At 62.8% G+C, this 26,463-nt stretch carries 20 protein-coding genes; 14 read left to right on the top strand and 6 right to left on the bottom strand.

The window, feature by feature from the left end; translation table 11 throughout:
• The first annotated feature begins 148 nt into the window (after positions 1–148).
• The 4 genes from BT116_RS17530 to BT116_RS17515 all read left to right on the top strand — a co-directional run bounded on the left by BT116_RS17530 (position 149) and on the right by BT116_RS17515 (position 7,639).
• Positions 149–574, top strand: coding sequence for a heme-binding protein (locus tag BT116_RS17530; RefSeq protein WP_072345945.1), 426 nt, complete (start codon positions 149–151; stop codon positions 572–574).
• Between the two features lie 179 nt (positions 575–753).
• Complete coding sequence (locus BT116_RS17525; protein WP_072345943.1) at positions 754–1,590, top strand: AraC family transcriptional regulator; 837 nt, start codon at positions 754–756, stop codon at positions 1,588–1,590.
• A gap of 54 nt (positions 1,591–1,644) precedes the next feature.
• Positions 1,645–2,247, top strand: coding sequence for a LysE family translocator (locus BT116_RS17520; protein WP_072345941.1), 603 nt, complete (start codon positions 1,645–1,647; stop codon positions 2,245–2,247).
• Between the two features lie 295 nt (positions 2,248–2,542).
• Positions 2,543–7,639: a dermonecrotic toxin domain-containing protein gene (locus BT116_RS17515; RefSeq protein WP_072345939.1), complete on the top strand. Its 5,097-nt coding sequence runs from the start codon at positions 2,543–2,545 to the stop codon at positions 7,637–7,639.
• A 3-nt stretch (positions 7,640–7,642) separates the two neighbouring features.
• Here the strand turns inward: BT116_RS17515 and BT116_RS17510 are convergent, their stop codons facing one another.
• Both BT116_RS17510 and BT116_RS17505 read right to left on the bottom strand, forming a co-directional pair.
• A complete protein-coding gene (locus tag BT116_RS17510) occupies positions 7,643–8,605 on the bottom strand; it encodes a class I SAM-dependent methyltransferase (protein WP_072345937.1) in 963 nt (320 codons plus the stop codon).
• A 182-nt stretch (positions 8,606–8,787) separates the two neighbouring features.
• Positions 8,788–9,471, bottom strand: a complete 684-nt coding sequence (locus BT116_RS17505) for a murein L,D-transpeptidase catalytic domain family protein (RefSeq protein ID WP_072346052.1) — start codon at positions 9,469–9,471, stop codon at positions 8,788–8,790.
• 162 nt (positions 9,472–9,633) lie between these two features.
• Here BT116_RS17505 and BT116_RS17500 point away from each other — a divergent pair, with 162 nt between their 5' ends.
• Positions 9,634–11,196, top strand: coding sequence for a L,D-transpeptidase family protein (locus tag BT116_RS17500; RefSeq protein WP_072345935.1), 1,563 nt, complete (start codon positions 9,634–9,636; stop codon positions 11,194–11,196).
• Positions 11,197–11,198: 2 nt separating this feature from the next.
• Here BT116_RS17500 and BT116_RS17495 read toward each other — a convergent pair whose 3' ends face one another.
• Entirely contained in the window at positions 11,199–11,831 is a 633-nt protein-coding gene (locus BT116_RS17495) for an NAD(P)H-dependent oxidoreductase (protein ID WP_072345933.1), read from the bottom strand.
• A gap of 82 nt (positions 11,832–11,913) precedes the next feature.
• Between BT116_RS17495 and BT116_RS17490 the strand changes: the two genes are divergently transcribed.
• Positions 11,914–12,537, top strand: a complete 624-nt coding sequence (locus BT116_RS17490) for a TetR/AcrR family transcriptional regulator (RefSeq protein WP_072345931.1) — start codon at positions 11,914–11,916, stop codon at positions 12,535–12,537.
• Positions 12,538–12,617: 80 nt separating this feature from the next.
• Here BT116_RS17490 and BT116_RS17485 read toward each other — a convergent pair whose 3' ends face one another.
• A complete protein-coding gene (locus BT116_RS17485) occupies positions 12,618–13,031 on the bottom strand; it encodes a CBS domain-containing protein (RefSeq protein WP_072345929.1) in 414 nt (137 codons plus the stop codon).
• A gap of 558 nt (positions 13,032–13,589) precedes the next feature.
• On the opposite strand from BT116_RS17485, the gene nirB reads away from it, so the two are divergent.
• The 3 genes from nirB to BT116_RS17470 all read left to right on the top strand — a co-directional run bounded on the left by nirB (position 13,590) and on the right by BT116_RS17470 (position 17,199).
• Positions 13,590–16,151, top strand: coding sequence for a nitrite reductase large subunit NirB (gene nirB / locus BT116_RS17480; RefSeq protein ID WP_072345927.1), 2,562 nt, complete (start codon positions 13,590–13,592; stop codon positions 16,149–16,151).
• A complete protein-coding gene (nirD, locus tag BT116_RS17475; RefSeq protein ID WP_072345925.1) occupies positions 16,151–16,537 on the top strand; it encodes a nitrite reductase small subunit NirD in 387 nt (128 codons plus the stop codon). Before nirB ends, nirD begins: the two co-directional genes overlap by 1 nt.
• A gap of 221 nt (positions 16,538–16,758) precedes the next feature.
• Positions 16,759–17,199 (top strand): CBS domain-containing protein, encoded by a 441-nt coding sequence (locus BT116_RS17470; RefSeq protein WP_072345923.1) that lies wholly within the window; start codon positions 16,759–16,761, stop codon positions 17,197–17,199.
• Between the two features lie 49 nt (positions 17,200–17,248).
• Here BT116_RS17470 and BT116_RS17465 read toward each other — a convergent pair whose 3' ends face one another.
• Positions 17,249–18,286, bottom strand: coding sequence for an AraC family transcriptional regulator (locus BT116_RS17465; protein WP_072345920.1), 1,038 nt, complete (start codon positions 18,284–18,286; stop codon positions 17,249–17,251).
• Positions 18,283–19,197 (bottom strand): GGDEF domain-containing protein, encoded by a 915-nt coding sequence (locus BT116_RS17460; RefSeq protein WP_072345918.1) that lies wholly within the window; start codon positions 19,195–19,197, stop codon positions 18,283–18,285. Before BT116_RS17460 ends, BT116_RS17465 begins: the two co-directional genes overlap by 4 nt.
• A 471-nt stretch (positions 19,198–19,668) precedes the next feature.
• Here BT116_RS17460 and BT116_RS17455 point away from each other — a divergent pair, with 471 nt between their 5' ends.
• The 5 genes from BT116_RS17455 to BT116_RS17435 all read left to right on the top strand — a co-directional run bounded on the left by BT116_RS17455 (position 19,669) and on the right by BT116_RS17435 (position 26,356).
• Positions 19,669–22,191, top strand: a complete 2,523-nt coding sequence (locus BT116_RS17455) for a TonB-dependent receptor (protein WP_072345916.1) — start codon at positions 19,669–19,671, stop codon at positions 22,189–22,191.
• A 195-nt stretch (positions 22,192–22,386) separates the two neighbouring features.
• Complete coding sequence (locus tag BT116_RS17450) at positions 22,387–24,312, top strand: phytase (RefSeq protein WP_072345914.1); 1,926 nt, start codon at positions 22,387–22,389, stop codon at positions 24,310–24,312.
• A gap of 64 nt (positions 24,313–24,376) precedes the next feature.
• Positions 24,377–25,084 carry a protein TolQ gene (tolQ, locus tag BT116_RS17445; protein WP_072345911.1) on the top strand — a complete coding sequence of 236 codons (708 nt, stop codon included), beginning with the start codon at positions 24,377–24,379 and terminating at the stop codon, positions 25,082–25,084.
• Between the two features lie 13 nt (positions 25,085–25,097).
• A complete protein-coding gene (gene tolR / locus BT116_RS17440; protein ID WP_072345909.1) occupies positions 25,098–25,544 on the top strand; it encodes a protein TolR in 447 nt (148 codons plus the stop codon).
• A complete protein-coding gene (locus tag BT116_RS17435) occupies positions 25,541–26,356 on the top strand; it encodes an energy transducer TonB (protein ID WP_072345907.1) in 816 nt (271 codons plus the stop codon). The genes tolR and BT116_RS17435 overlap by 4 nt, the downstream gene beginning before the upstream one ends.
• Positions 26,357–26,463 lie beyond the last annotated feature (107 nt).

Here is a 26,463-nt window from a genome sequence, read left to right as displayed (position 1 = left end):
TTTGCGTCACCCGCAGTAAGCCACCGGGGCCGGGCTTCAATGAGCCGCTGGATGTGCGCTATGGTTCGCAGAAGGAAATATTCCTCGGCTTGCTGGGCGGGCGCCTGTTTGTCTCGCGAGCCTGCTGTGGCACAACACGGAGTGATCCATGAAAACCAAAGCGGCACTCACTGAACAAGACGTTGCCATGTTGCTGGTAGCGGCCAAAGATCTGGCGCACCAGCGGGAGTGGGCGGTGTCGATCTGTGTGGTAGACGACGGAGGCCATCCGCTGGGGCTGCTGCGCCTGGACGATGCCTCGCCGTTGTCGGCCTATATCGCTACCGAAAAAGCCCGCACGGCCGCCATGGGGCGGCGTGATAGCAAGGTTTTCGAAGACATGATCAATGGTGGTCGCTACGCGTTTCTCAGCGCTCCGCACTTGCAGGGCATGCTTGAAGGTGGGGTGTGCATTCATCATGACGGCCAGTGCATCGGTGCCATCGGGGTTTCTGGGGTCAAGGCTGAGCAGGATGCTGAATTGGCTCGCTTGGCGGTGGAGACGGTGTTGCCGGTGATTACTCCGGATTCCTGAGGCGGCTATAAACCTGTGGGAGCTTGCTCGTGATAGCGGTGGGTCAGTTACAGATGCATCTACAGACCGAACACCATCGTGAGCAGACCCGAACGCCACAAGGTTTGCACAAATCTTCCAGACACTCTCCTCATCGGCCGTTAATCTGCCAAGAGCACATTCACCAAGCGGGACAGGGCATGACAGCGCGCAACTGGATCGATCTCAAGCAGGACGCCACGTCCGGTATCGAGACCGTGCGCGCGCATTTCGAGGGGCATGCCTATGATCCCCACTGGCATGACACCTATCTGGTGGGCGTGACCGAGCAGGGCGTGCAGCAGTTTCATTGCCGCCGCCAGCAGCACAACAGTACGCCGGGCAAAGTGTTCCTGCTCGAGCCCGGCGAGCTGCATGACGGCAATGCCCCCCACGACCACGGGTTTACCTACCGCACGTTGTACCTGGAGCCTCAATGGCTGGAGCGCGAATTGCGTTCCTTGTTCGACGTGGCGCCGGACAACGCCCAGTTGGGGTTTGCCGCCACCCTGACGGACGATGCGCGGCTGGCGAGTGCCACGGCCATGGCCTTCCAGAGCCTGCACGAGCAGGAGATCCGCATCGTGCGCCAGACGGCCCTCGATACGCTGTTGGCCAACCTGACCCAACACCTGCACTGGCGGGCGCGGATCAACCCGGATCCGCGGCTGCCATTGGTGGCGCAGCAGGCCCGGGATTATCTGCACAGTCACCTGAGCGAAGACATCGGGCTGGATGACTTGGCGCAGGTCACCGGCGTGGATCGTTTCCGCCTGACCCGTGCGTTCAAGGCGGCATTCGGCCTGGCGCCCCATGCTTATCTGATCCAGTTGCGCCTGGCCCGCGCCCGGCGCCAGCTGGCGCGTGGCGAGAGTGCCGTGGCAGTGGCGGCCATGCTCGGTTTTGCCGATCAAAGTCACTTGGGCCGCTGGTTCCAGCGCGCCTATCGCCTGAGTCCGGCGGACTACCGCAAGCGCTGCTCAATTGTTCCAGACTGACCATGGCTTCATGGGGATGATCAAGCGATCGATCATTCACCGAGAAGTTGCTCCATGGACCAGTTGCTGCCGTTTGCCTTGTTCGCCTTTGTCGCCTCCATCACCCCGGGCCCGACCAATATCCTGGTGCTGAGCCATAGCTCGCGTTTCGGCCTGGCCACCACCTTGCCGATCATCCTCGGCGCGTGCGCGGCGGCAGCCTTGTTGGTGCTCCTGGTCGGCACCGGATTGGGGGATGTGCTGGCGCGTCATGCCACGATTCAAACATTGCTCTCATGGGCCGGCATTGCCTGGTTGAGCTGGATGGCCTGGCAGATTTTCAGCGCCCCGGCCCAGGCCATTGACCCGGACCGTCCCGCCGAAGGCCCGCGACTGGGCCTGGCGGGAGCGGCCGGGTTGCAGTTGGTGAATCCCAAGACCTGGATGATGGCGCTGGCGGTGGTCAGCGTGTTTGCCGGCGCCGAGGCTGACCGTACCGTGCGGGTGCTCTGGCTGTCCCTGGCGTTTTTCGCGATTTCCATTCCGTGCATGACCGTGTGGGCCTATCTGGGCCTCGGCGCGGCCAGGTTCTGCCGTTCCGCCGTAGCCATGGGCCGGTTCAATCGGACCATGGCGGTGTTGCTGCTGGTGTCGGCATGGGCGACGTTGGTGGTCTGAGGGATCGGAAAGAACCATTGTGGCGAGTGAGCTTGCTCCCGCTGGGGCGCGAAGCGGCCCTGAAACCTGGCGACGCGGTGAATCAGGTTGATTGAGCGGGCCTTGAGCCGGGGCTGCTTCGCAGCCCAGCGGGAGCAAGCTCCCTCGCCACAGGGGGGGTGTGCATGACACGGGTCAAGTGATCTCTCGACGCCCGCAACCCCTTGCAACGGTTGCGCGGTTTCAAAAAAAAATCAGTTTGGAGAGCATCGGCCACCTCAACGCATTCAATCGCCCCCAAGGAAGGAGGTCCAACATGTCCACGCTCCAGACCCATGTCGAGTTCATCCACGCCAGGCTGCCCATCTGGTTGAAACGCGCCTCGCGAGCCCGTCAGAAGCGTTTCAAGGTCCTGACCCAGCAATTGCAGCGCGACAGCGACACCCTCAATGCGCTGATGGTCGATTTGCCGCCCCCCGATACCTTTACGCGAGACCTGCTGCTGGCTCAGCCGCCCGTGCAGGCCTGGGGACCGGTGAAGGGCAAGGGCGGCGTCGTGGAGGCGGTACGTCGGGCACGGGTCAAGCGCTATGCCTTCGGCGCCTCGCTGTCGGTGGTCGAAGCGGCCATGCGCAATTACCCTCCCGCCGATGCCGCCGTCGGCAGCGAGTTCGACAAGAAAGGCGAGCTGTTCATCAAGGGCCAGCCCGGGGAGTTCCAGCGCTGGGGCGCTCCGTCAGCGACCCTGCCGCTGCCCATGACCCCGGCCAGTTTCGCCCTTCTGTGTCGAAGCATGGACGCGGGTGGCGCTTACCAGCGTTTGCTCAAACAGCGGCTGCCGCATATCGGCGCTGAGGTTCCCGCCGTTGCCAAGGCCTACAAGGCCTATGCACGCAGTCAGCTGGCCTACGACGCCTACGAGGCGAAACTGGATGGGCGCCTGGATGAGACCGGTGAGCGTTTGCTGGCCTATGTCGGTGTGCAGCTCGAAGATCGGCCCGTGGAGCCTCTGGCTTGCGAGATCAAGGCACTGCAAGTGCTGTCTGTGCCGTTGTTCGGTGCTCGGGTCTACTGGGGGGTGGCAGGGAACGCCCAGGGCGTACGCCCGGTGGTCTTGCACTTGCCCCATGACGTGGTGGCGCCCGTCAAGCAATTCCCCAGCCTACAGGCCATGGCAGCACAGCTGATCGAACGGCTGCGCAAGCGCAGTTATCGCCAGAGCCTGATGCGTTACCTCCCGTTGCGCCTGCAAGCCCAACTGGGCGATGCCCTGCATGACCAGGTGGAATGGGAGATAAAGGACAACCTCAATCTGTTCCAGGAAATCCATGCGCGTGTGACCGGCTGGCGAGAAGGGGAGCTGGGCGAGGATGGCGACCCCAGGCGTATCCGGGTGCCGACGCCCCACGTGCCCTGGAGTCTTGGCGATGTGCGCAAGAATCAATGGGACGATCGCTATCACGAATGGCGGACCCATATCCTGGCCAATGCCGCGACGCTGATGGTCCCCACCAAGGACCAGGACTGGCAGGCGCTGCTGGCACGCTTGGAGTATTGGGAAAGCCTCGCGGAGCGTTCGCTGATGCTCGCCGTCAGTTTCATCCCGTTTTGCGCACCGATTGGCATGGCCGCAGCGGCGGTGGGCGGGGTACGCCTGGTGTATGAGTTCTTCGAAGGTATCCAGGCATTCAACGAAGGCCACGCCCAGGAAGGCATCGACCATATCTTCAACGTCTTGTTTGGGATCGCTCAAGGCGCCTACCTGGGGTTTATCGGAGGGGCCGTTGAACCCATGCCGCTGAGTGACGGTACGACACGCCTGTGGAACGGCGATGTCACCCCGTTCCAGGCCCGGCAGCGCCCCCCCTTGGTGGCCGAACAGGACGCCTGGGGCGTCTGGCGCACGGCTGACCAGGCGTGGGTACAGGTCGAGGGCCGTTACTTCGAAGTGCAAGGGACTGCCGATGCCTTGGGCTTGCGCCTGCCCGCCGGCCATCGAGGCGTGACGCCTCTGCTGGAATGGAGCCGTGCTCGCGGCTGGCGCTGGGCGCACCGCAACCCATTGCAGCGCAGCAACCTGGAACTGCTGCGCGACTTTGCCGAAACGCCAGGCGAACTGGACGACAAGACGATCCTTGCCTTGCAGCGACAGGCCGGCATCAGTGAGGCGCACCTGCGTTACCTGCAAGTGGAAGGACAGCCGCTGCCGGCGCTATTGGCCGACGCCCTGAGTGAAGCGCGCAACTGGCAAAAGGTGCGGCAGACCATTGACCGTCTGCGGCGTGATGAAGCGCCCGGGCATGTGCCTGTGCAAATCGCCCACACCCTTGGGGATTTGCCGGGTTGGCCAAGCGAGCTGAGGCTGCGTTATCACGACGGCGGGCAGGTTCACGTCAGCGGTGACACAGCCGCTACGCGCGTTCTTGACGTACACGACGCAGACCTGGAGCAAGACGCCTGGGCGGGTCGCATCCTGGCTGGGCTGAGCATGGATGAACAGCGCGCGCTGCTGGGGCAAAGCCCCCTTGGCCTGCGCCCGGTGGAGCACAGCCGGTTGTTGGCCGGGCGCTGGTTCGACTACCTGGAACGCCATGGGACGCAAGTGAGCGCTGCACTGGCCCGGCCCGCAGCGCTCGATCCGCAGGCCGTTCCCGTGGCGCGTGCTTTCCCGGGCCTGCCGGAGTCCTTGGCCAACGAACTGGCCAGCCAGGCTCGAGGCCAGGACCGGCTGCGCCTGCTTGAAGGTCGGGTGACCGGGCGCCTGGGCAAGCAATGTGTAGAAGCCCTGAGCGAGTTGCGCCTGACCCGCGCCTTGCGTGCCCTGGAGCGCGGCGAAAGCAGCGCCGACCGGGACGCCATGGTCATGGGGTTGCTTGGCGACACGGCGCGATTACACGGTCGGCTGCACCTGCGTCTGTCCTCGCCCGAGCAGCAAGGCCCGCTCACGGTGGGAGAGGCAGGGCCGTTGAAAGTCATTCGCCAGGAGGACGGCCAATACCGTCCCTTTGACGAAGCGGATAACGAACTGGCCGGGCCTTCGAGCCTGGAAGAGGCATTGCTCAGGGCGATGCCGGACGAAGCGCGCAATGCCTTGGGCCTGAATATCTGGGACGCAGCCAAGCTGCGCGAGGCTCTTCTTGAGCAAGCCCTGGACGATCGACAGAGTCTGCGTCCGTACCTGCGACTCAAGCGCTTCGACAACATGAATGAGGGGCCGCAGTGGCTGAACGGATACTTTGGTTATCCCATGAGCGGCCGTGGCCGACTGCCGTTGCGGCGCTGGCTTGGCACCCTGCAAGGGCGCCTTGAACGGCTGTATCCCCACCATACCGGTGCCGCCTTCGAGGGGTTGCAACGCAGCTTGACCGAGCAGGCCGAGCGAGAAGGCATCAGTCTCGATGACCTGGTTGGCCGGTTGACGACTGAATGGGCAACCCTGGATGAAGGGCTGCGCCAATGGGAGGTTGAGGAGGGCTTTCATCACCCTAACGAGGGCCGTTACAACCGTGATGAACTGATTTCGGTGCGCAGGGAGGTGACGAGGGAAATCCGCCGGGCCTGGCGACGTGAACCCGATCCGGACCGGGAAGATAGCGAGCTGATATTGCGTCTATCGGGGTGGGACATCGGCCGGCTTCCGCCCCTCAGCGCGCGTTTCGACCATATCGAAGAGCTGATGTTGGCGCACATGGGCTTGAGTGAAGACCCCTCGGATTTCCTGCGGCTGTTTCCCAATATCGAGACGCTGCGCCTGCACGGCAATAATTTCACCACCGTGCCCGCGGCGGCCGGCGAGTTTCGCAACCTGCTGGAGCTGTCATTGGGCAGGAATCCGCTCAACCTGGACGCGGATGCTTTCGCCCCCTTGCTGGGCGCCGACCGCGCTCCCCGGCTGGAGGAGCTGAACCTGTCCGAGGTGAGCGGCGGGACCGTACCCGGTGCCGACCGAGCCGTGGCCATCGGTCGCTTGGCAGAATTGCCCTCGCTGCGGGAGCTGGTATGGTCCGACAACTTGCATTTCACCCCCGAGGAATTGCAGGCCATCACCGCTTTACCGGGATTGCGCACCCTGGACCTGGCTCGCTGCGGCCTGCGCCTGGATGAGGAGGGCAGTGCGTTCCTGCGTAGCGCCACGACCGTCAGGGATTTACGGCTGAGCGGTAACAACTGTCGCGATCTACCGGACCTCCCCGAACTGGTGTCCTTGGAGGCGCTGGAGCTGGCCAACGCCAGGCTTGAGCGCGTTCCCGCGCTGGCATTGCGGTTGCTCTCGAAAACATCATCCGAGCCAATCTTCATCGACCTCAAGGGCAATCGCATCACCGACATCCAGGGTGACTTGATCCCGGCGCTGGGCAGCATGCCAACGGGGAATACCCTTGGACTTTGGCTCGAAGATAATCCACTGCCCAGCGCCCAGATCCGAATCCTGCGGGCCATGGACCCCCAGGCTTTTCGCTACACCGTCGATGACTGGCTGGAAAACTCCGATGGGCTCCAGCGGGCGTTGGAAGTGGCCCGCGACGATGCTGGCGGGCGGCGGTTCATCGATTGGTACTCCGGCCTCATCCGTGACGCCGATGCCGATGCGCCGGGCGGGTTGGCCGCCGGTGATCGGCAAAGGGCGACCAGCATCCTGCAGTACTACACCGGTTTCCCGGACATCTATGCCGACCTCTCGGCGCGGGTTGCGGACTTCGACCAACAACTGGCTCAACTGCGTACACGCTTGCAGGCACGCGTGCTGGACAGGCAACCGCCGGACGTCCCCGAACTGGAGGCGCATTTCCTGATGTTCCAGGCGGTTCAACGTGCCCGCCTCGAGCCGCAAAGGGTGCCTTTCGCGAGCTTCCTGGGGCGTCACCATGACTATTGGGGCAGGGTATTGAGGGGGCGTTATCCCGACGTCTCGCAGTTGCGGGCGGCCATGACACGGGAAGGCTTCATCAACTGGCTCAGCGACGCCCAGGACTCCTTCAACGGCAACGATCAAATACCCCGCGTCGGCGAACTGACCTGGCGTCCCTACTTGGGGTTGATGTCCCGCGAGTGGTCCGACGGCTTGGCGATCTGGGACACCGTGGAAGACGATCTGGTGGATGCCTTCAGCGAGCCGGTGGACCCTTCCCATTGGCCCCAGGTGTTGCTGGATAACCTGGCACACCCGGATGCCGACCTGCCCAGTGCCCTGGAGTCAGTCACCGGGCCAGAAGGGATCGTCTGGCACCGTGTGAGGCTCGAGGCGGTGGCGGATGTGGATTGGGCCGCCGGCCAGCCGGTGACGCTCAGCGAAGACCAGTTACGGCGCACCATGGCCATCTATCGTTCGGTCAAGAGCCGGGAGGTTGAAGTGATGGTCAAGCGGATCACCACAGGCCTGGTCAGCCCTTGGTGGTCGTTGCGCACGCAATAGAGGTTACTGGCCGGCACCCTCGCCAGAGGCCGTCATCCTGAACACCAGCGCCTTCAGGCCACACGCCATGTCGGCATCTGGAAACTCCGGCGGATTCGCCAGCCGCTGTTCGAACATCAAGCCCGGTGCTTCGCGGGTGACGCCGTCGATGAGGAAGTCCGGGCCGGTGGCCGGGTCGTTGCTGCAGGCCAGGACCGTGCCGTCGGCGGTCAGCAGTTCCGGCAGGCGGCGCAGGACGCGCTGGTAATCCTTGGTCAGCAGGAAACTGCCTTTCTGGAACGTAGGTGGATCGATGATCACCAGGTCATACGGCCCGCTGTTGATCACCTTGCCCCAGGACTTGAACAAATCGTGGCCGAGGAAACTCACCTGGCCCAGGTCATGGCCGTTCAGGCGATGGTTGTCGCGGCCACGACTCAGGGCCGCACGGGACATGTCCAGGTTGACCACGTGCCGCGCACCGCCGGCGATGGCCGCCACTGAGAAGCCGCAGGTGTAGGCGAACAGGTTCAACACTCGCTTGCCGTTGGCATTGGCCCGCACCCAGTCGCGGCCATAACGCATGTCGAGGAACAGGCCGTTGTTCTGCTTCTTGCCCAGATCGATCCGGTAACGCAGGCCGCCTTCGGTCAGGGTCCATTCGTCAATGGGCTCGCCCACCAGCCATTGGGTGAGGCTTTGCGGCAGGTAGCGGTGCTGTACGGCCAGCGTATGGGCCTTGCTGTGTTGCCAGGCCGGCGACGTAGCGAGCGCCAGCAGTGTCGCGATCAAATCGTCCAGGTGCGTGGGTTCCGGTTCCTTGAACAGCGAGACCAGAACCACCCCTTGCAACCAGTCGACAGTGATTTGCTCCAGGCCCGGCCAGCAGCGCCCGCGGCCATGGAACAGGCGCCGGGTTTCTTCTGGCGCCGACTCCAGGGCTGCCAGCAAATGGGCGTGAAGGGTTTGAAGGGCTACGCAATTCATTCAGGCAACGCCAGGGATTCGAAAGGCCGGCATCTTAACCTGTGGCGAGGGGATTTATCCCCGTTGGGATGCGAAGCAGCCCTGAAATCTGCCAGCTCGGTGTGCCAGGAAGATGGAGTCTGCTGCATTGGGGCTGCTTCGCAGCCCAACGGGGATAAATCCCCTCGCCACAAAGGTGCCATCTAACCGCCGCTGGTAGCCAGAATGCTCGCAACCTGTTGCGGCTGGCAGTTGAGGTACGCCGAACGCTTGAGCCAACTGGGGTCCGGGTACCAGGAAAACATGAATTGACCGCCCTTGAGCTTGTCGATCACCTGGCGTGCCACCTGGGGGCGTACGGCAGGGCAACCCTGGCTGCGCCCGATGCGGCCCTGGCGCACGCTCCACAACGGGTTCACGTAGTCGGCGGCATGGATCACGATGGCCCGATCGCGGGCCTGGTCATTGAAACCCGGCTCCAGGCCGTCCATGCGCAGCGAATAGCCGTGGGTGCCCTGGTAGCTTTCCTGGGTGCGGAACAGGCCCAGGCTGGATTGGTAGCTGCCCAGGCGATTGGAGAATTGCGTCGCGAAGTTTTCCCCGGACTTTTGCCCGTGGGCCACCAGGTCACGCAATACCAGCTTCTTTTGACGCAGGTCGAAGATCCACAGGCGACGGGCCGTGGAGGGTTGCGAGTAGTCGATGACCGCCAGGTGGCGGGCCTGGCTGGCACCATTGGCGACTGCGCATTGCATGGCGCTCAAGGCACTTTTGAGTGCCAGGGGATTGAGTTCCGGCGCTGCGTGGGCGAGGCTGTTGTAGAGTGTTTGCGAATTCGTCTTCTTTTCGGCCAGTGCCGGGCTGCAAATGACGCCCAGGCCCAGCATGACCAGACAGAATCGGCGCAAAAAGCCCTGTACAGGCGAAGCGTTTCCAGCGTGGTGTTCGTTCGTGGCATCCCGTCCGATTTCGTTTGTTTGCATGATGGCGGGTCGTACCTGTCGCAAAATTCACCGTCAACGAGACGGCCATGGAGTGGAGTAAAGCAGTTGTTCAAAAAGTCCGCATGTTACCTGAGCCTTTTATTGCTCACTGCGCCATTGGTCGCGACAGCCGAAGACAGCGATCCGGCGCTCGTGCAGACCACACTGGCGCAATTGGCGGTCGCGTGCCCGGACGTCGCGGTGGGTGTCGACTTTCCGACGCTGCTCGATTTGCAAGCGTTCTATCAGCAAAACGCAGGCCAGCAAGCCTGGACGGACGACGAACGACGGATGGCGTTGCAGGTCCAGTTGCAACAACTGGCCGACGACGGCCTGGATCCAACGCGCTATAGCCTGCCGACCCAGGGGGTAGACCAGGGCGCTCATTGTGTCGACATCGCCATCAGCCAGCGCTACCTGCAAGCCTTGCATGACCTGCGTTTCGGCTATTTGCCCCAAGACCGGCTGGAACCGGTATGGAAGGTCAATCCGCCGCCACAGGATCACCAGGCCGTGGTGCTGGCCATCGCCGGGCTGGGCCTGCAAAACGTCGCCACTGCCTTCGAGCAGGCCCGGCCGAACCTGGACCTTTATCGCAACCTGCGCGGCCTCTATGCCCGCCTGCGGCAACAACCTTTATCCAACTGGCAACCCGTACCGGGCGGGCCGCTGCTGCAACCGGACAAGCAGGACGCCCGCGTCCCTGCCCTGGCCCAGCGGCTGTTCAACGAAGGCTACTTGAGTACACCGCCGCTGGTGAACGACGAGCATTACAGTCCCGTGTTGGTGGAAGCGATGAAGAGCTTCCAGCTCCAGCATTCGCTGCAGGCCGATGGGGTGGTGGGGCCGTGGACCGTGACCGAGTTGAACATCAGCCCGGCCATGCGCCGCGAGCAGTTGCGCATCAACCTGGAACGCATGCGCTGGCTGGCCCAGGACGTGGAGGCCGACAGTGTCCTGGTCAACGTGGCGGCGGCCCAACTGACGGTTTACCAAGGTGGCGCGCCGGTCTGGCAAACCCGCACCCAGGTGGGCCGTGCGCAACGGCAGACACCGTTGCTCAAGTCCCATGTCACTCGATTGACGCTCAACCCGACCTGGACCATTCCCCCAACCATCATGCGCGAAGACAAACTGCCCGAGATCCGCCGCGATCCGGAGTTTCTCAACCGCTACAACCTGCGGATCCTCGACAGTGAAGGCCAGCCGTTACTGGCAGAGGATATCGACTGGGAGCACCCGGGCAATCTCATGTTGCGCCAGGATCCAGGTCCGAAGAACCCGTTGGGCAAAATGGCGATCCGCTTTCCCAATCCGTTCTCGGTGTACCTGCATGACACCCCGAGCCAGGCGCTGTTCAGCAAAGGCCCGCGAGCCTTTAGTTCAGGCTGCGTGCGGATCGAGCAAGTAATGCATTTGCGCGACCTGTTGGTAAGCCCGGCCGAACGCGCGCGTACCGATACGCTGCTGGCCACCGAGACGACCCATGAATTCCGGTTGTCCCGGCCCGTGCCGATCCTGCTGGGGTACTGGACAGCGCAAGCGGACAGCCAGGGCCAGCCGTTGTACATCCCGGATATCTATGCGCGTGACGCGACACTGTCTGCTGCCCAGGGGCGGGCACTCTGAGGTCAAGCGCAGGCGCTGGCGACTGGCGCCTGCGGGGTCTCGTCGAGCGTCGTGAACAGTCGCTGGCCGATAACGCTGGCGGCCTGCAAATGCTGGTGCGGATCGACGGTTTCCGATTCGAGCAAACGTTGGGAGCTGACCACCCGGGCGCCGCAGTAATCGAAAATGCCATGGTCGATCTGCGTGGTCATCGCCTCGCCGTAGCCGTGGCGCTGGAAACTGTCGGCATCGGCGCCACCAACCGCCACCAGGTGCACCCGCAAGTGCTGCAGTTGTTGGACAAACGGCTTGTCGAGGCTGAAATCGAAGGCCCAGCCGTTGGAAAACACCCGGTCGATCCAGCCCTTGAGCAGCGCTGGCATCGACCACCAATAAATCGGATAGACCAGCACCAGCGCATCGGCACGGTCGATTCTGGCTTGCTCGGCCAGCACATCCGCTGGCGGCAAGGCTTCGCGGTGGTGCACGGCATGGTCGGCAAAGCTGAAACGCGGATCGAAGCCTTCGGCGGCCAGGTCGGCGATTTCGAACGTATCGGCGGGGTTGGCGCGGGTGATGCCCTCGGCGATTTTTCCGGCCAGGCTGTGGGTGAGGGAGCGCGGATCGTGGTGAGCCACAACGATGAGTGCATGCATGGCGAAACTCCTTCTGGTCACGAGGTCTTGATGACAGGTATGCTTAAGTTACGCTTAGTAAGTTACGGTTGGTAAAGTTAGCATGTCAAGCACTGACGAACATTCGCAGGCGTCACCTCGTCGTCGTTTATCCCGGCATGACCGGCAGCGCCAATTGCTGGATGTCGCCTGGCGACTGGTACGCGAGGAGGGCAGCGAAGCCCTGACACTGGCGCGGTTGGCGGACCAGGCGGGGGTGACCAAGCCCATCGTCTACGACCACTTCATCACCCGGTCCGGGTTGCTGGCGGCGCTGTACCAGGATTTCGACGCCCGCCAGACCGCGTTGATGGACGCGGCCCTGGACGCCAGCGACGCGACCCTGCAAAGCCGGGCGGCGGTGATTGCTTCTTCCTACGTCGAGTGCGTGCTGTTGCAGGGCCGAGAGATTCCCGGGGTGATCGCGGCGTTGACCAGTTCGCCGGAGCTGGAACGTATCAAGCGCGAATACGAGGGTATTTTTCTCGATAAGTGCCGCGCGGTGCTGGAGCCGTTCGCTGGCACGAAGGGCATCACCCAGGCCGGTTTGCGGGCGATGCTGGGAGCGGCGGAAGCATTGTCCAATGCCGCCGCCACTGGTGAAATCAGCGCTGGCGAGGCGAAGGAAGAGTTATTGGCCAGTATCGTGGCGATGGTGACCAGAACCGCCGATAACCCTTCAAGCTGACCCACCGCTATCGTCAGCAGGCTTGCTCCCAGCGCAAAGTGCATGCCGGACAACCGCCTCGTGCTTACTTCTGGGTTGTTTTAATGGGGCCGGGCCACGCCACGCAGCAGGTTGGCGCTGAGCTTGTCGGCATTGCAACTGGCGACGTTGGCCAGCGAGACCATGCCCACCAGGCGCTTGTCGCGATTGACCACCGGCAGGCGGCGTTTTTCGATCTGGGCCATGTTCTTGGCCACATGGTCGATCTCTTCGTCTTCGAAGCAGTAGCGCACCTCATCGCTCATGATCCGACTGACCGGGGTGTTCATGTCCATGCCATCTGCCATGGCTCGAACCACCAGGTCACGGTCGGTGATCATACCGGCCATGCGGTCGTCCTGATTGATGATCAGCGCGCCGATGTCGGCTTGGCGCATGATTTGCGCGACTTCGCGCAAGGAAGTCTCCGGGGAGACGGTGCGTACTTCCCGACTCATGACTTCATTGATTTTCATCGCTGAATCTCCTTTCTTTCGGGTTGGACAGCAAGCCTCGATCCGGGCCGGGCAAGTCACCAGCGCGACACCGGACGGGGGCCTCACTTATTGTGAAAATCCGGGTGGGTGATGGTTCAGGATTTTTCCCGACGGGTTCGAACGGCTGCACTTTTATGAAGCCACAGGTGGGTGATCGCACCATCGCAAGGCAGTGGGCGATGCCTGCAAAACGGCGGGAGAGGCCGCTCAGCTTGCGGTGGCTGGGCCGACGGTTGTGCGGCCAGGCCCGCTCCCACAGGGGATCGTCGGCGAATGCGAGGTTGCCAATAGCGTTGCGGATGAGGTTTGGCACGCTCGCTGCAAGAGGCTATCCAGGCCCACCGTGAACACAGTCGAGTGGGCAGCCCCGTCGGTCAACGAAGATCGAGCGCCAGCAGGCCGGGGGACATCGGTAGGTCAGGGCGCAGTCGCCGGGCCGATACCGCACAGAACAGGCAAAGACGCCTGGAACCGCAAGGTTTCAGGCGTCTTTTTTTTGCTTTCAAAATCGTGATGGGCTTTTGTCGGGTGCTTTTTATGAATTCCAACGTTGCTTCTCTGAACAAGCTGCAAACGCTGATCGTGATCGGCAATGGCATGGTCGGCCATCACTGCATCGAGCAATTGATCGAGCGCGGTGCCCTCAATCATTACCGTGTGCATGTGTTCAGCGAAGAGCCGATGCGTGCCTACGACCGTGTGCACCTGTCCGAGTACTTTTCGGGCCGCGATGCCGAGTCCTTGGCCCTTGGCGAAGCGGCGTTGTACCAGACCCCCGGCGTCACGTTGCACCTGGGTGTGCCGGTGCTGGAAATCGACCGTGACGCCCATCAGGTCGTTACCGCTCATGATCGTCTTCACTACGACAAACTGGTGCTCGCCACCGGTTCCTACCCGTTCGTGCCACCGATTGAAGGTGCCGAAGGCGATTCGTGCCTGGTCTATCGCACCCTGGAAGACTTGGACGCGATCCGCGTTGCCGCCAGCAATGCCCGTCGTGGCGTGGTGGTCGGTGGTGGCCTGCTCGGCCTGGAAGCGGCCAACGCTCTCAAGACCCTGGGCCTGGAGGCCCACGTGGTGGAATTCGCCCCCCGACTGATGCCGGTGCAGTTGGACCCCCAGGGCGGCTTGGCCCTCAAGGCCCGTATCGAGAAGCTGGGCGTCGGCGTGCACCTGTCCAAGGGCACCCAGTCCATCAGCGCCGGTGAGCAGTACCGTTATCGGATGAATTTCGGCGACGACGATTTCCTGGAAACCGACCTCATCGTGTTTTCCGCCGGTATCCGCGCACAGGATGCCCTGGCACGCCAGAGCGACCTGCAGATCGGCCCGCGCGGTGGCGTGGTGATCGACGACCATTGCCAGAGCAGCGACCCAGACATCTACGCCATTGGCGAATGCGCGGCCTGGAACGGCAGCATTTTCGGCCTGGTCGCCCCGGGCTACCAGATGGCCCGCAATGTCGCGGCCCGGCTGTGCGGCGAAAGCGCTGAAGCCTTCACCGGCGCCGACATGTCCACCAAGCTCAAGTTGCTGGGTGTGGACGTTGGCTCCATCGGCGATGCCCATGGCAACACCCCGGGGTCGCGCAGCTTCCAGTTCATCGACGAAACCAGCGCCAGCTACCGGCGGCTGGTGGTGGACGCCGCCGGCAAGCGCGTGATCGGCGCGGTGCTGGTGGGCGACAACAGCTACTACGACACCTTGCTGCAATACATGCAGAACGGTATCGCCTTGCCCAAGGACGCTGCCAGCCTGATCTTGCCCTCGTCCGAAGGCGCCCCGAGCCTGGGCCCGGCGGCGCTGCCGGAAACCGCCACGATTTGCTCGTGCCATAACGTTACCAAGGGCTCGATCTGTTCGGCCATCGACGGTGGCTGCACTGATCTGGGCCAGCTCAAATGCGACACCAAGGCCGGTACCGGGTGTGGTGGTTGCGCGGCCCTGGTCAAGCAAGTGTTCGAGCATGAGTTGACTGCCCGCGGCGTCAGCGTCGACAAGAGCCTGTGCGAACATTTCGCCTACACCCGCCAGGAGTTGTATGCGTTGGTGCGGGTGGAAGGCATCATCAGTTTCGAAGAACTGCTGGCCAAGCACGGTCGTGGTCACACCGGCTGCGACCTGTGCAAACCGGCGGTGGGCTCAATTCTCGCGTCGTGCTGGAACCAGCCGATCATGGACCCGTCCCTGGTGCCGTTGCAGGACACCAACGACACCTTCATGGCGAACATGCAGAAAAACGGCACCTACTCGGTGGTGCCGCGTATCGCCGGTGGGGAAATCACCGCCGACAAGCTGATCGCCATCGGCGTGGTCGCCAAGAAATACGACCTCTACACCAAGATCACTGGCGGCCAGCGCATCGACCTGTTCGGCGCCCAGTTGCACCAGTTGCCGGACATCTGGGCCGAGCTGATCGAAGCCGGTTTTGAAACCGGGCATGCCTACGGCAAATCCACGCGCACGGTGAAATCCTGCGTGGGCAGCACCTGGTGCCGCTACGGCGTGCAGGACAGCGTGCAGATGGCCCTGACCCTCGAGGATCGCTACAAAGGCCTGCGCTCGCCCCACAAGCTCAAGTTCGCGGTGTCCGGTTGCACCCGCGAGTGTGCCGAGGCCCAGAGCAAGGACGTCGGCGTGATCGCCACCGAGAAGGGTTGGAACCTCTACGTGGCCGGCAACGGCGGCATGCGCCCGCGTCACGCCGAGCTGTTCGCCACGGACCTGGATGACGCCACGCTGATCCGCTACATCGACCGTTTCCTGATGTTCTACATCCGCACCGCCGACAAACTGCAGCGCACGTCGGTCTGGCGCGAGAGCCTGGAAGGGGGCCTGGATTACCTCAAGGAGGTGATCATCGACGACAGCCTAGGCCTGGGCGCGGAGCTCGAGGCGCAGATGCAACTGGTGGTCGACCGTTACGAATGCGAATGGGCCAACGCCCTCAAGGATCCGGACAAACTCAAGCGTTTCCGCACGTTCGTCAACGACAAGCGCGGCGATCCGGATGTTCATTTCGTCCGCGAGCGCGGCCAGCGCCGGCCGGTTCACGCCCACGAACTCCACCTGATTCCCGTTACCGAGGAGGTGCTCTGATGAGCCAGTCAAACGTCGTTCGTATTCCTGTCCGCGATGTCGCTCAAGAACCGCTGCAATGGCGTGCCCTGTGCAGCCGTGACGACCTGGTCCCCAACTCAGGCGTGGTCGCCTGGCATGACGGCAGCCAAGTGGCGTTGCTGTACCTGCCCGAGCATGAGGACAAGCCGCTGTACGCCATCGACAACCGCGACCCCAAGTCCGGCGCGAATGTCATCGGCCGTGGTTTGCTGGGCAGCATCAAGGGCGACCTGGTGATCGCCTCGCCGATGTACAAACAGCATTTCCGCCTGGAAGACGGCCATTGCCTGGAATACCCGGAACAGCGCCTGCGGGTCTGGCCGGTGCGCCTCAATGGCGACGTGGTCGAGATCGGCGAAGACTGATAAACACCTGTCTGGCACATCTGTGGCGAGGGGATTTATCCCCGCTGGGTCGCGAAGCGACCCCATGGACAGCGATCTCGGTTTATCTGTTGCATTGGGATGAAAGGCTTTAGGGCTGCTGCGCAGCCCAACGGGGATAAATCCCCTCGCCACAGGAGCGGCGCCGGACTCCTTTTCTTTTTTTCAATTGGCAGTGTCTTAGCTGAATGTGGGGATAAGCAATGAAAACCGCCGCTCAACTGGTGAGACTTAAAAGCGCGCAGCACCAGCAGGTCCACAGCATCGCTCCAGAGCAGACGGTGCTCGAAGCGCTGCAAATCATGGCCGAGAAAAACGTCGGCGCGCTGCCGGTGATCGAAGACGGGCAAGTGGTGGGCGTGTTCAGCGAGCGCGATTACGCGCGCAAGATGGTGCTCAAGGGGCGGTCGTCGGTGGGTACGACGGTTCGCACCATTATGAGCGCCCCCGTGGTCACCGCCGACAGCCAGCAGAGCATCGACCGCTGCATGGAAGTCATGACCGACAGCCACCTGCGGCACTTGCCGGTGCTGGATAACGGGCAGTTGATCGGCCTGCTGTCCATCGGCGACCTGGTGAAAGAGGCGATTGTCGAACAGGCGGATTTGATCCGGCAGTTGGAGCACTACATCCGCGGGCACTGAGCCCGCAAGCTCGCCACAAGGTTGTGTCCGACTTCAGTACCTATAAGCCTCACCCCAGCATCAACAACTGCCGAATCAGGTTCGGCGTGCTACCGGTCCAGCGCTTGAACGAGCGACGGAAGTTCGCCGTATCGTTGAAGCGCAAGTACTGCGCCACTTCTTCATTGCTGAACCCTTTGACCTGATACAGGTACAGCGCCACATGGGTGTGCACCCGATCCACCTGTTGCTGGAATCCGGTGTGGTGCTTGTGCAGTTTGCGCTTGAGGGTTGCCGGGCTCATGGCGAAGGCCTGGGCGGTCTGTTCCAGGCTGAGCGTCTGCTGCACATGAGCGTGCAGGTAGTCGTAGATACAATCCAGAAAGCTTGAAGCGAAGCCCAGTTGATCAAGCTGTTCCCGGGCTTCGATCCGCGCCACCTGGCCGGCGGTGGCTGAAACGTTGGGCCAGGGCTGGGCGAGGCAGTGGCGGGGCAGGCGCATCAGGTCCAGGGGGCGGTCGAACTGGGTGTGCTCACCCAGGTGCACCCAATATTGCTCGACGTAACGCGGTTCGCTGTGGCGAAAGCTGCATTGCCAGGGCAGGCGTTCGCCGCTGAGCCAGGTGCTCATCGCCACCATCGAGGTCATACTCGCCTCCAGTACGAAGCGCCATTGCTCATCGGCGCCGCAGCTGTCAAGCCAATGGAGGTAGGCATAGTGCTCGTCCAACAGCAGCCTCGGGGCGGCCAGCGGGCTGAGCAGCGCCTGCTGGTCGATCAGGGTTTGCAGGGCTTGATGCAGATTCTGCGCGTGGCGCAAGGCGTGGCTCGCAGGCCCGTAGTGGCCCGGCAACAGCCGCTGGCCGAACAGGAAACTGCTGTCGCTGGCATCCAGCACGCGCCGGCTGTTGTCGATCAGGCCGAGGAACTGCTGCGGGCTGATACGGCTCTGGCCGGCGAGGATGTCGTCGTGAAACAACCCGGTGCCGCGCAGCAGGCGATGGCTGTCGATGTCTCGCGACAGCGCCAGGTCGATCAGCGCGGCAGGCTGATAGTGCCCCGGAATGAAGCGGCTGTCGGTTTCGTACCAGCACGTCTTGAGCGTCATGCGCTTTTCGCCAATGTGGTCCGGGACTGGGCCAGGGCCAGGTTCAGGCGTTTGAGCAAGGCTTCGGGGGACTCGTCGAACGCCATCACCACCGCCGTGCTGGCGACCAGTTGCAACCGTTCGCTGTGTTGCCGGGTCTTGTGGGCCAGGCTGCGCACCGCAATCTCCAGCTCCAGGGCCAAGCGCCGGGCCTGGCTCTCGCCTGTATCGGGCAGCAGCACCACGAAGCGATCACCGGCCAGGCGGCACAGCAGATCCTGGCGCCGCAGGTTCAATACCAGCAACTGGCTGACGGCCTGCAACACCGCGTCGCCTTCGCCGTGGCCGAAGCGCTGGTTGATGGCGGTGAAGTTGTCAAGGTCCAGGGCTAGCAGCGACAAGGGTTGCTGGCGGCGTCGACTGTCTTCCAGGCTGGCGGACAGTTCGTGCTTGAGAAAGTCGGCGCCTCCCAACGGCGTGAGTTTGTCGAACAGACGATGCTCACGGAACAGCCGCTCGCGCTTCTCCATCTGCCCGTTGATCGCCAGTTGCTCCCGGTGCCAGTGATAGATGCCGAGGGTCAACAGGATCATGCCCACCGGCATCGGCCCGGATTCGAGCCAGTGGTCCCAGGTGATGCTGTCGGGCAGGCGGATGAATTCATCGAGGCTGTCGATCCACCAGGAAAAGAAGATGCAGCCCAGGCCCAGGATCAGGTAGTTAGTGACCCGTCCGGTCGGGCGGCTTTTCAGCACCAGCCCCAACCAGACCAGCGCTAGCAGCGCCGAGCCACCTTCGCCGAGGATGTCCAGCCAGACCCATTCGGCGATGGGTTTGAGTTCGCCGCTGGCCAAGTGCAGGATCAACCCGACATTGGCCGCCAGAAGGAGCAGGGCGAGTTTGAGGCAGTGCGGGCGCAGCACGGAGAACATGGCCGGAATCCTTTGCCAGAAGCGGAATGCGGCCCAGCACAGCAGATGAATGTGACAGTGCGGTGACGGCGGGTGATGGGGTGGGGGAGGTCGAATCAGCTCATCCATTGTCTGAACTTTTCATTCATGACATCGCCACCTATCTCATTGTGGCGAGGGGATTTATCCCCGTTGGGTTGCGAAGCGACCCTAAAACCAGGCATTGCGGTATGTCAGACAATATGAATGAGGGCGCTTCGCGCCCAGCGGGGATAAATCCCCTGGCCACAAAAGTGATCGGCTGCGGATTGTCTGGGCGGCTCGAAACCAGGTCATTTCAGCTCATTCCGGCTCGCCAGCCCCGCTAAATCAGCCGATTGCTGCCCCTCCAGCCACACCCTGTCACAGAACCGTCATTCCCCACCCCTAGCGTGCCCTCCCAGTTGCCGGGCCATTGCCTGGCGGATTTCCGGATTCCTGGGGAGGACCACCATGTATCACCGCACAAGCACTGCCGGGCTCGTCGGTTTCACGTTCACCGCATTGGCGATGGCCATTGCCAGTGAGCGGTTGAGCGCCGCCGAGCAGGCGGCCACGGAACACGTTGAAGTGGTCGGCCAGGCGGCCAGCATCGACCAGGCCCTCAAGGAGCAGCGCAACGCCGACAGCATCAAGAGCGTGGTGCATGCCGACGGCGTGGCGCAATTGCCGGATGAAAACGTCGCCGAAGCGGTGCAACGCCTGCCCGGTGTCAGCGTCGAGCGCGACCAGGGCGAAGGCCGGTTTGTCAGCGTGCGCGGCCTGGGACCGGACCTCAACAGCGTGACCATCAACGGCACGCTGGTGCCAGCCCCGGAGAGCGAACGCCGGGCCGTTGCCCTGGATGTGCTGCCTTCGGAGCTGGTGCAATCGTTGTCGGTGATCAAGACCCTGACGCCGGACATGGACGCCAACTCCCTGGGCGGCACGGTGGACGTCAAAAGCCTCTCGGCCTTCGACCACAAGGGCCTGTTCTACACCGGCAGCAGCGAAGCCAGCTATGACAAGAACACCCGCCAGACCAGCCCGAAATTCTCCGGCGCCATCAGCGATCGTTTCAGCCTCGGCGACGGCATCGACAATTTCGGCGTGGCCGCGGCGCTGAGCTGGCAGAAGCGTGACTTCGGTTCGGACAACGTCGAAACCGGCGGCGCCTGGGATTTCGAGCAAGGCTCGCGCCTCGAAGAATTCGAACAGCGCGACTACGATATCCGTCGCGAGCGGGCCGGTGGCGGGTTGAACTTCGACTACAAGCCCGACGACTTCAGCAGCTATTACCTGCGCACGCTGTACAGCCGCTACAAGGACAGCGAAACCCGCAACGCCGCCAGCATTGCCTTCGAAGACCCGCAAGCCGCCGGTGAATTGGGGGACGCCGAGGGCAAGCGCAAACTCAAACAACGTGAAGAAACCCAGCAGATCCAATCCTACGTGCTCGGTGGCGAGCGCCTGTTCGGGCTCTGGACCCTGAGCGGTCAGGGCGGCTATAGCCAATCCAGCGAAGACAGCCCCGGTCACATCGCCGGCGCCACTTTCGAAGGCATCGACGGTTTCAACGGCGGCTTCTACGACAACGACAAGCCGCGGCCGATCATCGGCTCGGGGTTCTACGATCCCGCCAACTTCAGCCTCGACAAGGTGGATTGGGAGGAGCAGAAGACCACCGACACCGAGAAAAACCTGCGCCTGGACCTGGCCCGGGACTATGACCTGCGTGGCTACGCGTCCCAGGTCAAGTTCGGTGGCAAAGTCAGCCGACGTAACAAGGACAACGACCTCGATGCCTGGGTCTACGAGGATTTCGACGACCTGGGTTTTACCGACGAGCAGTTGAACCTTGGGCAGTTCCAGAAAGGCAACGTGGATTATCGCCTCGGCCGCTTCGGCCCGGGTATCAGCGCCGATGCGATCAAGCAGTTGCTCGGCGGTCTGAATCGCGATCAGTTCTTTGACGAGCAGGAGTCGCGAGTCAACGACTTCAAGATGAGCGAAGACATCAACGCCGGATACCTGATGAACACCGTCGATATCGATGACTGGCGCTTCATCGCCGGCATGCGCTACGAAGGCACCGAGTTCGAAGCCAAGGGCACCGGCGCCACCGACGGCGTATTCACCGACACCGAGACCCGGCGCAAGTATCACCACTGGTTGCCGGGCCTGCACGCACGCTATCAACTGGACAAGAACACTCAGGTGCGTGCGGCCTGGACCAAATCCGTGGTGCGTCCGACCTTTGGGCAGTTGGCGCCGGGTTTTGTCATCGACGATGACGAGGCCACGTTCGGCAACCCGGAGCTTAAACCGCTGGAATCGAGCAACCTGGACCTGGGCATCGAGCACTTCTTGGGGCACGCCGGCACGGTCTCGGCCTTCGTGTTCTACAAGGACATCAAGAATTTTGTCTACAACACCGACCTGGCCGGCACGGGCGCCTGGACCGATTTTTCAGAGGCCCACAGCTACGCCAACGGCGACAGCGCCAAGCTGTATGGCCTGGAACTGGCCTACTCGCAAAAGTTCGACTGGCTGCCAGCACCTTGGAACGGCCTGCTGCTCGGCGCCAACACCACCTTCAGCCGTTCGGACGCCGAGATCGAGGGCTTCGACCAAGCCAGTGGTACCCAGCGCAAACGTAGCATCGACTTGCCGAACCAGTCGGACACGGTAGGCAACCTGATGTTGGGTTGGGAAAACGACAAGCTGAGCCTGCGGCTGTCGGCCAACTACAAATCCGCGTACCTGTTCGAGCTGGCGTCCATCAGCGACCGCGACCATGACCTGCATGTCGATGCCCAGACCTTCGTCGACTTCAGCGCGCGTTACTCGCTGAGCAAGAACCTGCAAGTCAGCCTCGAGGCCCAGAACCTCACCGACGAGCCGTATTTCGTCTACACCGGCCACCGCTCCTACAACGGCCAGTACGAAGAGTACGGCCCGACCTACAAGCTGGGGCTGACCTTCACCCATTTCTAGATGCCGATGCTGATCACCTGTGGCGAGGGGATTTATCCCCGCTGGGCTGCGTAGCAGCCCCAAAAGACCTGACTGTGCGGTGTGTCAGACATCTTGGATGGGGCCGCTTCGCGCCCCAGCGGGGATAAATCCCCTCGCCACAAAAGGGTCCCACAGACCTGTTTGAACCCGGCTCAATGACAAGGACTTTTCCGATTGAACACGATGTTGTTTTTACCTAAGCGTTACCTGCTGTCGATGCTTTTCAGCCTGGCCACGGTCCCAGCCCTTGCGGCTACCGTGAGCCCCAACCTGAAGTTGCAACTCTGGCCTGCGCCCCAGGACCTGTCGCTTAACGCCTTGGCCTTTGTGCCCGGCCATTGGACGACCGAACGCCTGGCCAGCGCCCGCGAGGGCCTGTTCTTGCTCGATGCCCAAGGTCGCGAACTGACGCGCCTGAAGGGCACCTTCGAAGGTGTCGATAGCCGTGCCCAAGGCGAGAACGTGCTGGTCGCCAGCCTCGACAGCGAGCGCCAGCAAGCCATGGTCGTCAGCCTCGACCCAAAAAGTCGCCAGTGGAGCACGCCGCTGTACCTGCCCACGCGGGACTTCCCGGTCAACGGCCTGTGCCTGTACCGCGACGAGGCGAGCAACCTGTTTGTATTCCTGGTCGGCGAGGAAGGCAAGGGCGAGCAATGGCTGGTGGGCAATGGCGAGCGCCTGAGCGACACCGCGCAACGGGTGCGGGGCCTGCCGTTGCCGCCGGATGCCAAGACCTGCCAGGTGCAGGACAGCGCTAATCAATTGTTCGTCAACGAGGAGCGGGTGGGTTGGTGGGCCTACCCGGCATCCTCTGAGGCCGAGACCGTACGGGTGCCCGTGGCGATGCGCGCACCGTTCGGCGAGCTCCAGCAACGCGCCGGGGCCATGGCCGTGTTGCCGGGAGGCCTGTTGGGGCTGGACCCGGAAGCGGCGCGCCTGCATGTGTATCAGCAGCAGGGAGAGGGTTGGAGTGCTGAAGCCAGTCTGCCGCTGGCGGGTCTGAAGGAACCGGAAAACCTCGCGGCGCGGCTGACGAAAAGTGGCATTGAAGTGCTGCTGCGCGACGATGACAACGGGCACCTGTACCAAGGCGAAATCAGCTGGAAACCCACGCCAGTGCCTTTGCCGCCGGTACTGCCCACTGTGACGGCCATCGTCCAGAGCGAACCGGTGGCCCGCCAGGGCGATGCCGCCGATGACCCGGCGATCTGGGTGCATCCAACGACACCCGGGCTGAGCCGGGTGCTGGGCACCAACAAGAAGCAAGGCCTGCTGGCCTATGACCTGCAAGGCAAGCTGCTGCAGGAACTGGCGGTCGGGCGCCTGAATAACGTCGATGTGCGGGCGAACTTCAAGCTGGGCACGCAAACCGTCGATCTGGCCGTGGCCAGCAACCGAGATCGCAACAGCTTGAGCCTGTTCAGTATCGACCGCGCCAGTGGCGAGTTGCGCGAAGCGGGCGAGATCATGACGTCATTGCAGGAAATCTACGGCATCTGTCTGTTCCAGCCTGCCGAAGGTGAGCTGTATGCCTTCGCCAACGGCAAGGACGGGCGCTTCGTGCAGTACCGCCTGAGCGCGCCGGACGGCGTGGTGAAAGGCCAGTTGGTGCGCCAGTTCAGCGTCGACAGCCAGCCCGAAGGTTGCGTCGCCGATGAGCAGCGCCAGCGCTTGTTTCTCGGTGAAGAGGACGTCGGCGTTTGGGCGGTGGATGCCCGGGCCGACCAGCCGGCGACCTTGAACAGTGTGATCAAGGTTGGCCCATTGTTGCACGCTGACGTTGAAGGCATGGCCTTGTACCAGGCCAACGGCCACGACTACCTGGTGATCTCCAGCCAGGGCAACGACAGCTACCTGGTGCTCGATGCCGAGCCGCCCTATGCCGTGCGGGGCGCCTTCCGGGTCGGCCTGAACGCTGCCGCGGGCATTGATGGCGCTTCGGAAACCGATGGCCTGGAGGTGACTTCGATGAACCTCGGCGGGCCTTGGAGCCAGGGCACGCTGGTGGTCCAGGATGGACGCAAGCGCATGCCCGAGCAGACCCAGAATTTCAAGTTCGTGCCCTGGGCCGACGTGGCGAAAGCGCTGCGCCTGCCTTGAGCGGCGCTGTCATCAACCGGTCACGAACATTTCATCGAATAACCGCCAGACAGGAGTTTCAACCATGCAAGCCACTCTGGAACACATGACGATCTGGGGCCTGATCAGTGACGCGAGTCCGTTGGTCAAGGCGGTCATGCTCACGTTGCTGCTGGCCTCGCTATTGAGCTGGTATCTGATCATCCAGCGCAGCGCCGTGCTGCAACGCTACGAGCGTCAGCTCAACGGTTTCATGCAGCGTTTTCGCAGCAGCCAGGATCTGTTGCCCTTGTACCGGGAACACGCACAAGTCCGCGAAGAAGACGCTGGTGTCACGCCGATCTTTCAGGCGGGTGTGCTGGCCTTCACTCAGCTCAACCAACCTTCAAGCACGCCAGAAGTGGTGCTTGAAGGCGTCGAGCGCGCGTTGCAAGTGGCGATCAGCGAACAGGAAATACAGCTGGAAAAAGGCCTGCAATTTCTCGCCACCGTCGGTTCGGTCAGCCCCTACATCGGTTTGTTCGGCACCGTCTGGGGGATCATGAATGCCTTTATCGGCCTGTCCCAAGTGCAACAGGCCAGCCTTTCCACCGTGGCGCCGGGCATTGCCGAAGCGTTGATCGCCACGGCCATCGGCTTGTTCGCGGCGATCCCGGCGGTCATTGCCTATAACCGTTTTGCCGCTCGCGGCCAGACCCTGCTGACCCGTTACTACGCCTTTGGCAACGAGCTGCAGGCGCGTCTGCACCGCAAGCTGCACGGTGCACCGATGAACCTGGCCACGGCCGCTTGAGAGGAGAGGGCAGATGCTCGTCAAGCCACAACGCAAGCACGGTCCCAAGGCCGAAATGAACGTGGTGCCGTACATCGACGTGATGTTGGTGCTGCTGGTGATTTTCATGGTCACCGCACCGATGCTGACCCAGGGCGTGAAGATCGAACTGCCCAAGGTCGCCAGCGAAGCACTGGCCAACGACAGTCGCCAGCAAATCCTCACTCTGTCGGTCAAGGCCGAGGGCGGTTACTACTGGAACCTGGGCGGTGAGCTGGACACCCGCCACGCTACTGACAGCGCTGTGGATCTGGAGCAGATGCGCGTGAAGGTGGCGCAGGTCGTGGCCGAGCGCAGCGATACCCAGGTGTACATCCGTGCCGACGAGCATGCCGATTATGGCCGGGTCGTTGCAGCCATGGCCGCGTTGCAGCAGGGCGGTGTGAGCAATCTGGGACTGGTGACCGAGGCGCCGCAATGACGGCGATGACCATGCACAGGCCCTCCTTGAGCGTGCCTGCGCTGGGCCGTCGCTTCTGGAAAAACGGCCTGGCGGCGGGGCTCGCCGTTGCCCTGCACGCGGGTGTGGTGGCGTTGTTGGTGCTGGGTTGGAGCGTGGAAAAGCCAGCCGCCGAGGCGCCCCGGGTGTTGCGCACGCAACTGGTGATGTTGCCAGCGACACCGGTGCCCGAAGCGCCTGCACCGGCCGCTGTCATTCCTGTAGCACCGCCATCGGCCGAGCCGACTTCGGCGCCGGTAGAAGCCCCGCGTCCCGTTCCCAGCCAACCTGTTGTCGATCCGCGTGTCCAGGCACAGAAACTGGAGCAGGCGGCCCTGGCGCGCAAACGGGTCGAGGAGCAAAAGCGCGAGCAACAGGCCCAACAGCAGCGCGAACGCCAGGAAAGCGAACGACGCAGGCAAGACGCCGAGCAGCAGGCCGCCGAACAACAGCGCCAGGCCCGGCAGGCGCAAGCACTTGCCGAGCAACGCCAAACCGAGCAGGCGCGCCAGGCCATCGCCGACAGCCGCAGCTACCAACCGCTGAGCAAGCAAGCCCCGGACTATCCACAACGCGCCCTGGACAAGGGCCTGGAAGGCGATTGCACGGTGGAATACAGCGTGACGCCGGACGGGCGGATCGATAACCCCAAGGTGCTCGACGGTTGCCACCCATTGTTCATCCGACCGTCCCTGGCTGCCGCCCAGACGTTTCGTTATCAGCCGCGGATCATCGATGGCAAGGCGGTGACGGTGCCCGCGGTGCGCAATACCTTTCACTACCGGATCAAATAAAATACCTGTTCGATCGTTCCCGCGCTCCGCGTGGGAACGCCGCCAGGGACGCTCCGCGTTCCGCTTCTGGAGTGTGACGCAGAGCGTCACGGGATGCATTACCACGC

Source organism: Pseudomonas sp. NFACC16-2 (genome assembly GCF_900119205.1).
GTDB classification, from domain to species: Bacteria; Pseudomonadota; Gammaproteobacteria; order Pseudomonadales; family Pseudomonadaceae; genus Aquipseudomonas; species Aquipseudomonas fluorescens_Q.
This window is presented reverse-complemented; position numbering and strand designations above follow the sequence as displayed.

Bases quoted from the DNA above. Each gene is read 5' to 3' on its own strand.
- nirB (WP_072345927.1), top strand. From the start codon at position 13,590: ATGAATTCCAACGTTGCTTCTCTGAACAAGCTGCAAACGCTGATCGTG.
- BT116_RS17490 (WP_072345931.1), top strand. From the start codon at position 11,914: ATGTCAAGCACTGACGAACATTCGCAGGCGTCACCTCGTCGTCGTTTA.
- BT116_RS17435 (WP_072345907.1), top strand. From the start codon at position 25,541: ATGACGGCGATGACCATGCACAGGCCCTCCTTGAGCGTGCCTGCGCTG.
- BT116_RS17515 (WP_072345939.1), top strand. From the start codon at position 2,543: ATGTCCACGCTCCAGACCCATGTCGAGTTCATCCACGCCAGGCTGCCC.
- tolQ (WP_072345911.1), top strand. From the start codon at position 24,377: ATGCAAGCCACTCTGGAACACATGACGATCTGGGGCCTGATCAGTGAC.
- nirD (WP_072345925.1), top strand. From the start codon at position 16,151: ATGAGCCAGTCAAACGTCGTTCGTATTCCTGTCCGCGATGTCGCTCAA.
- BT116_RS17505 (WP_072346052.1), bottom strand. From the start codon at position 9,471: ATGCTGGGCCTGGGCGTCATTTGCAGCCCGGCACTGGCCGAAAAGAAG.
- BT116_RS17495 (WP_072345933.1), bottom strand. From the start codon at position 11,831: ATGCATGCACTCATCGTTGTGGCTCACCACGATCCGCGCTCCCTCACC.
- BT116_RS17530 (WP_072345945.1), top strand. From the start codon at position 149: ATGAAAACCAAAGCGGCACTCACTGAACAAGACGTTGCCATGTTGCTG.
- BT116_RS17460 (WP_072345918.1), bottom strand. From the start codon at position 19,197: ATGTTCTCCGTGCTGCGCCCGCACTGCCTCAAACTCGCCCTGCTCCTT.
- BT116_RS17510 (WP_072345937.1), bottom strand. From the start codon at position 8,605: ATGAATTGCGTAGCCCTTCAAACCCTTCACGCCCATTTGCTGGCAGCC.
- BT116_RS17520 (WP_072345941.1), top strand. From the start codon at position 1,645: ATGGACCAGTTGCTGCCGTTTGCCTTGTTCGCCTTTGTCGCCTCCATC.
- BT116_RS17455 (WP_072345916.1), top strand. From the start codon at position 19,669: ATGTATCACCGCACAAGCACTGCCGGGCTCGTCGGTTTCACGTTCACC.
- BT116_RS17525 (WP_072345943.1), top strand. From the start codon at position 754: ATGACAGCGCGCAACTGGATCGATCTCAAGCAGGACGCCACGTCCGGT.
- BT116_RS17470 (WP_072345923.1), top strand. From the start codon at position 16,759: ATGAAAACCGCCGCTCAACTGGTGAGACTTAAAAGCGCGCAGCACCAG.
- BT116_RS17485 (WP_072345929.1), bottom strand. From the start codon at position 13,031: ATGAAAATCAATGAAGTCATGAGTCGGGAAGTACGCACCGTCTCCCCG.
- tolR (WP_072345909.1), top strand. From the start codon at position 25,098: ATGCTCGTCAAGCCACAACGCAAGCACGGTCCCAAGGCCGAAATGAAC.
- BT116_RS17465 (WP_072345920.1), bottom strand. From the start codon at position 18,286: ATGACGCTCAAGACGTGCTGGTACGAAACCGACAGCCGCTTCATTCCG.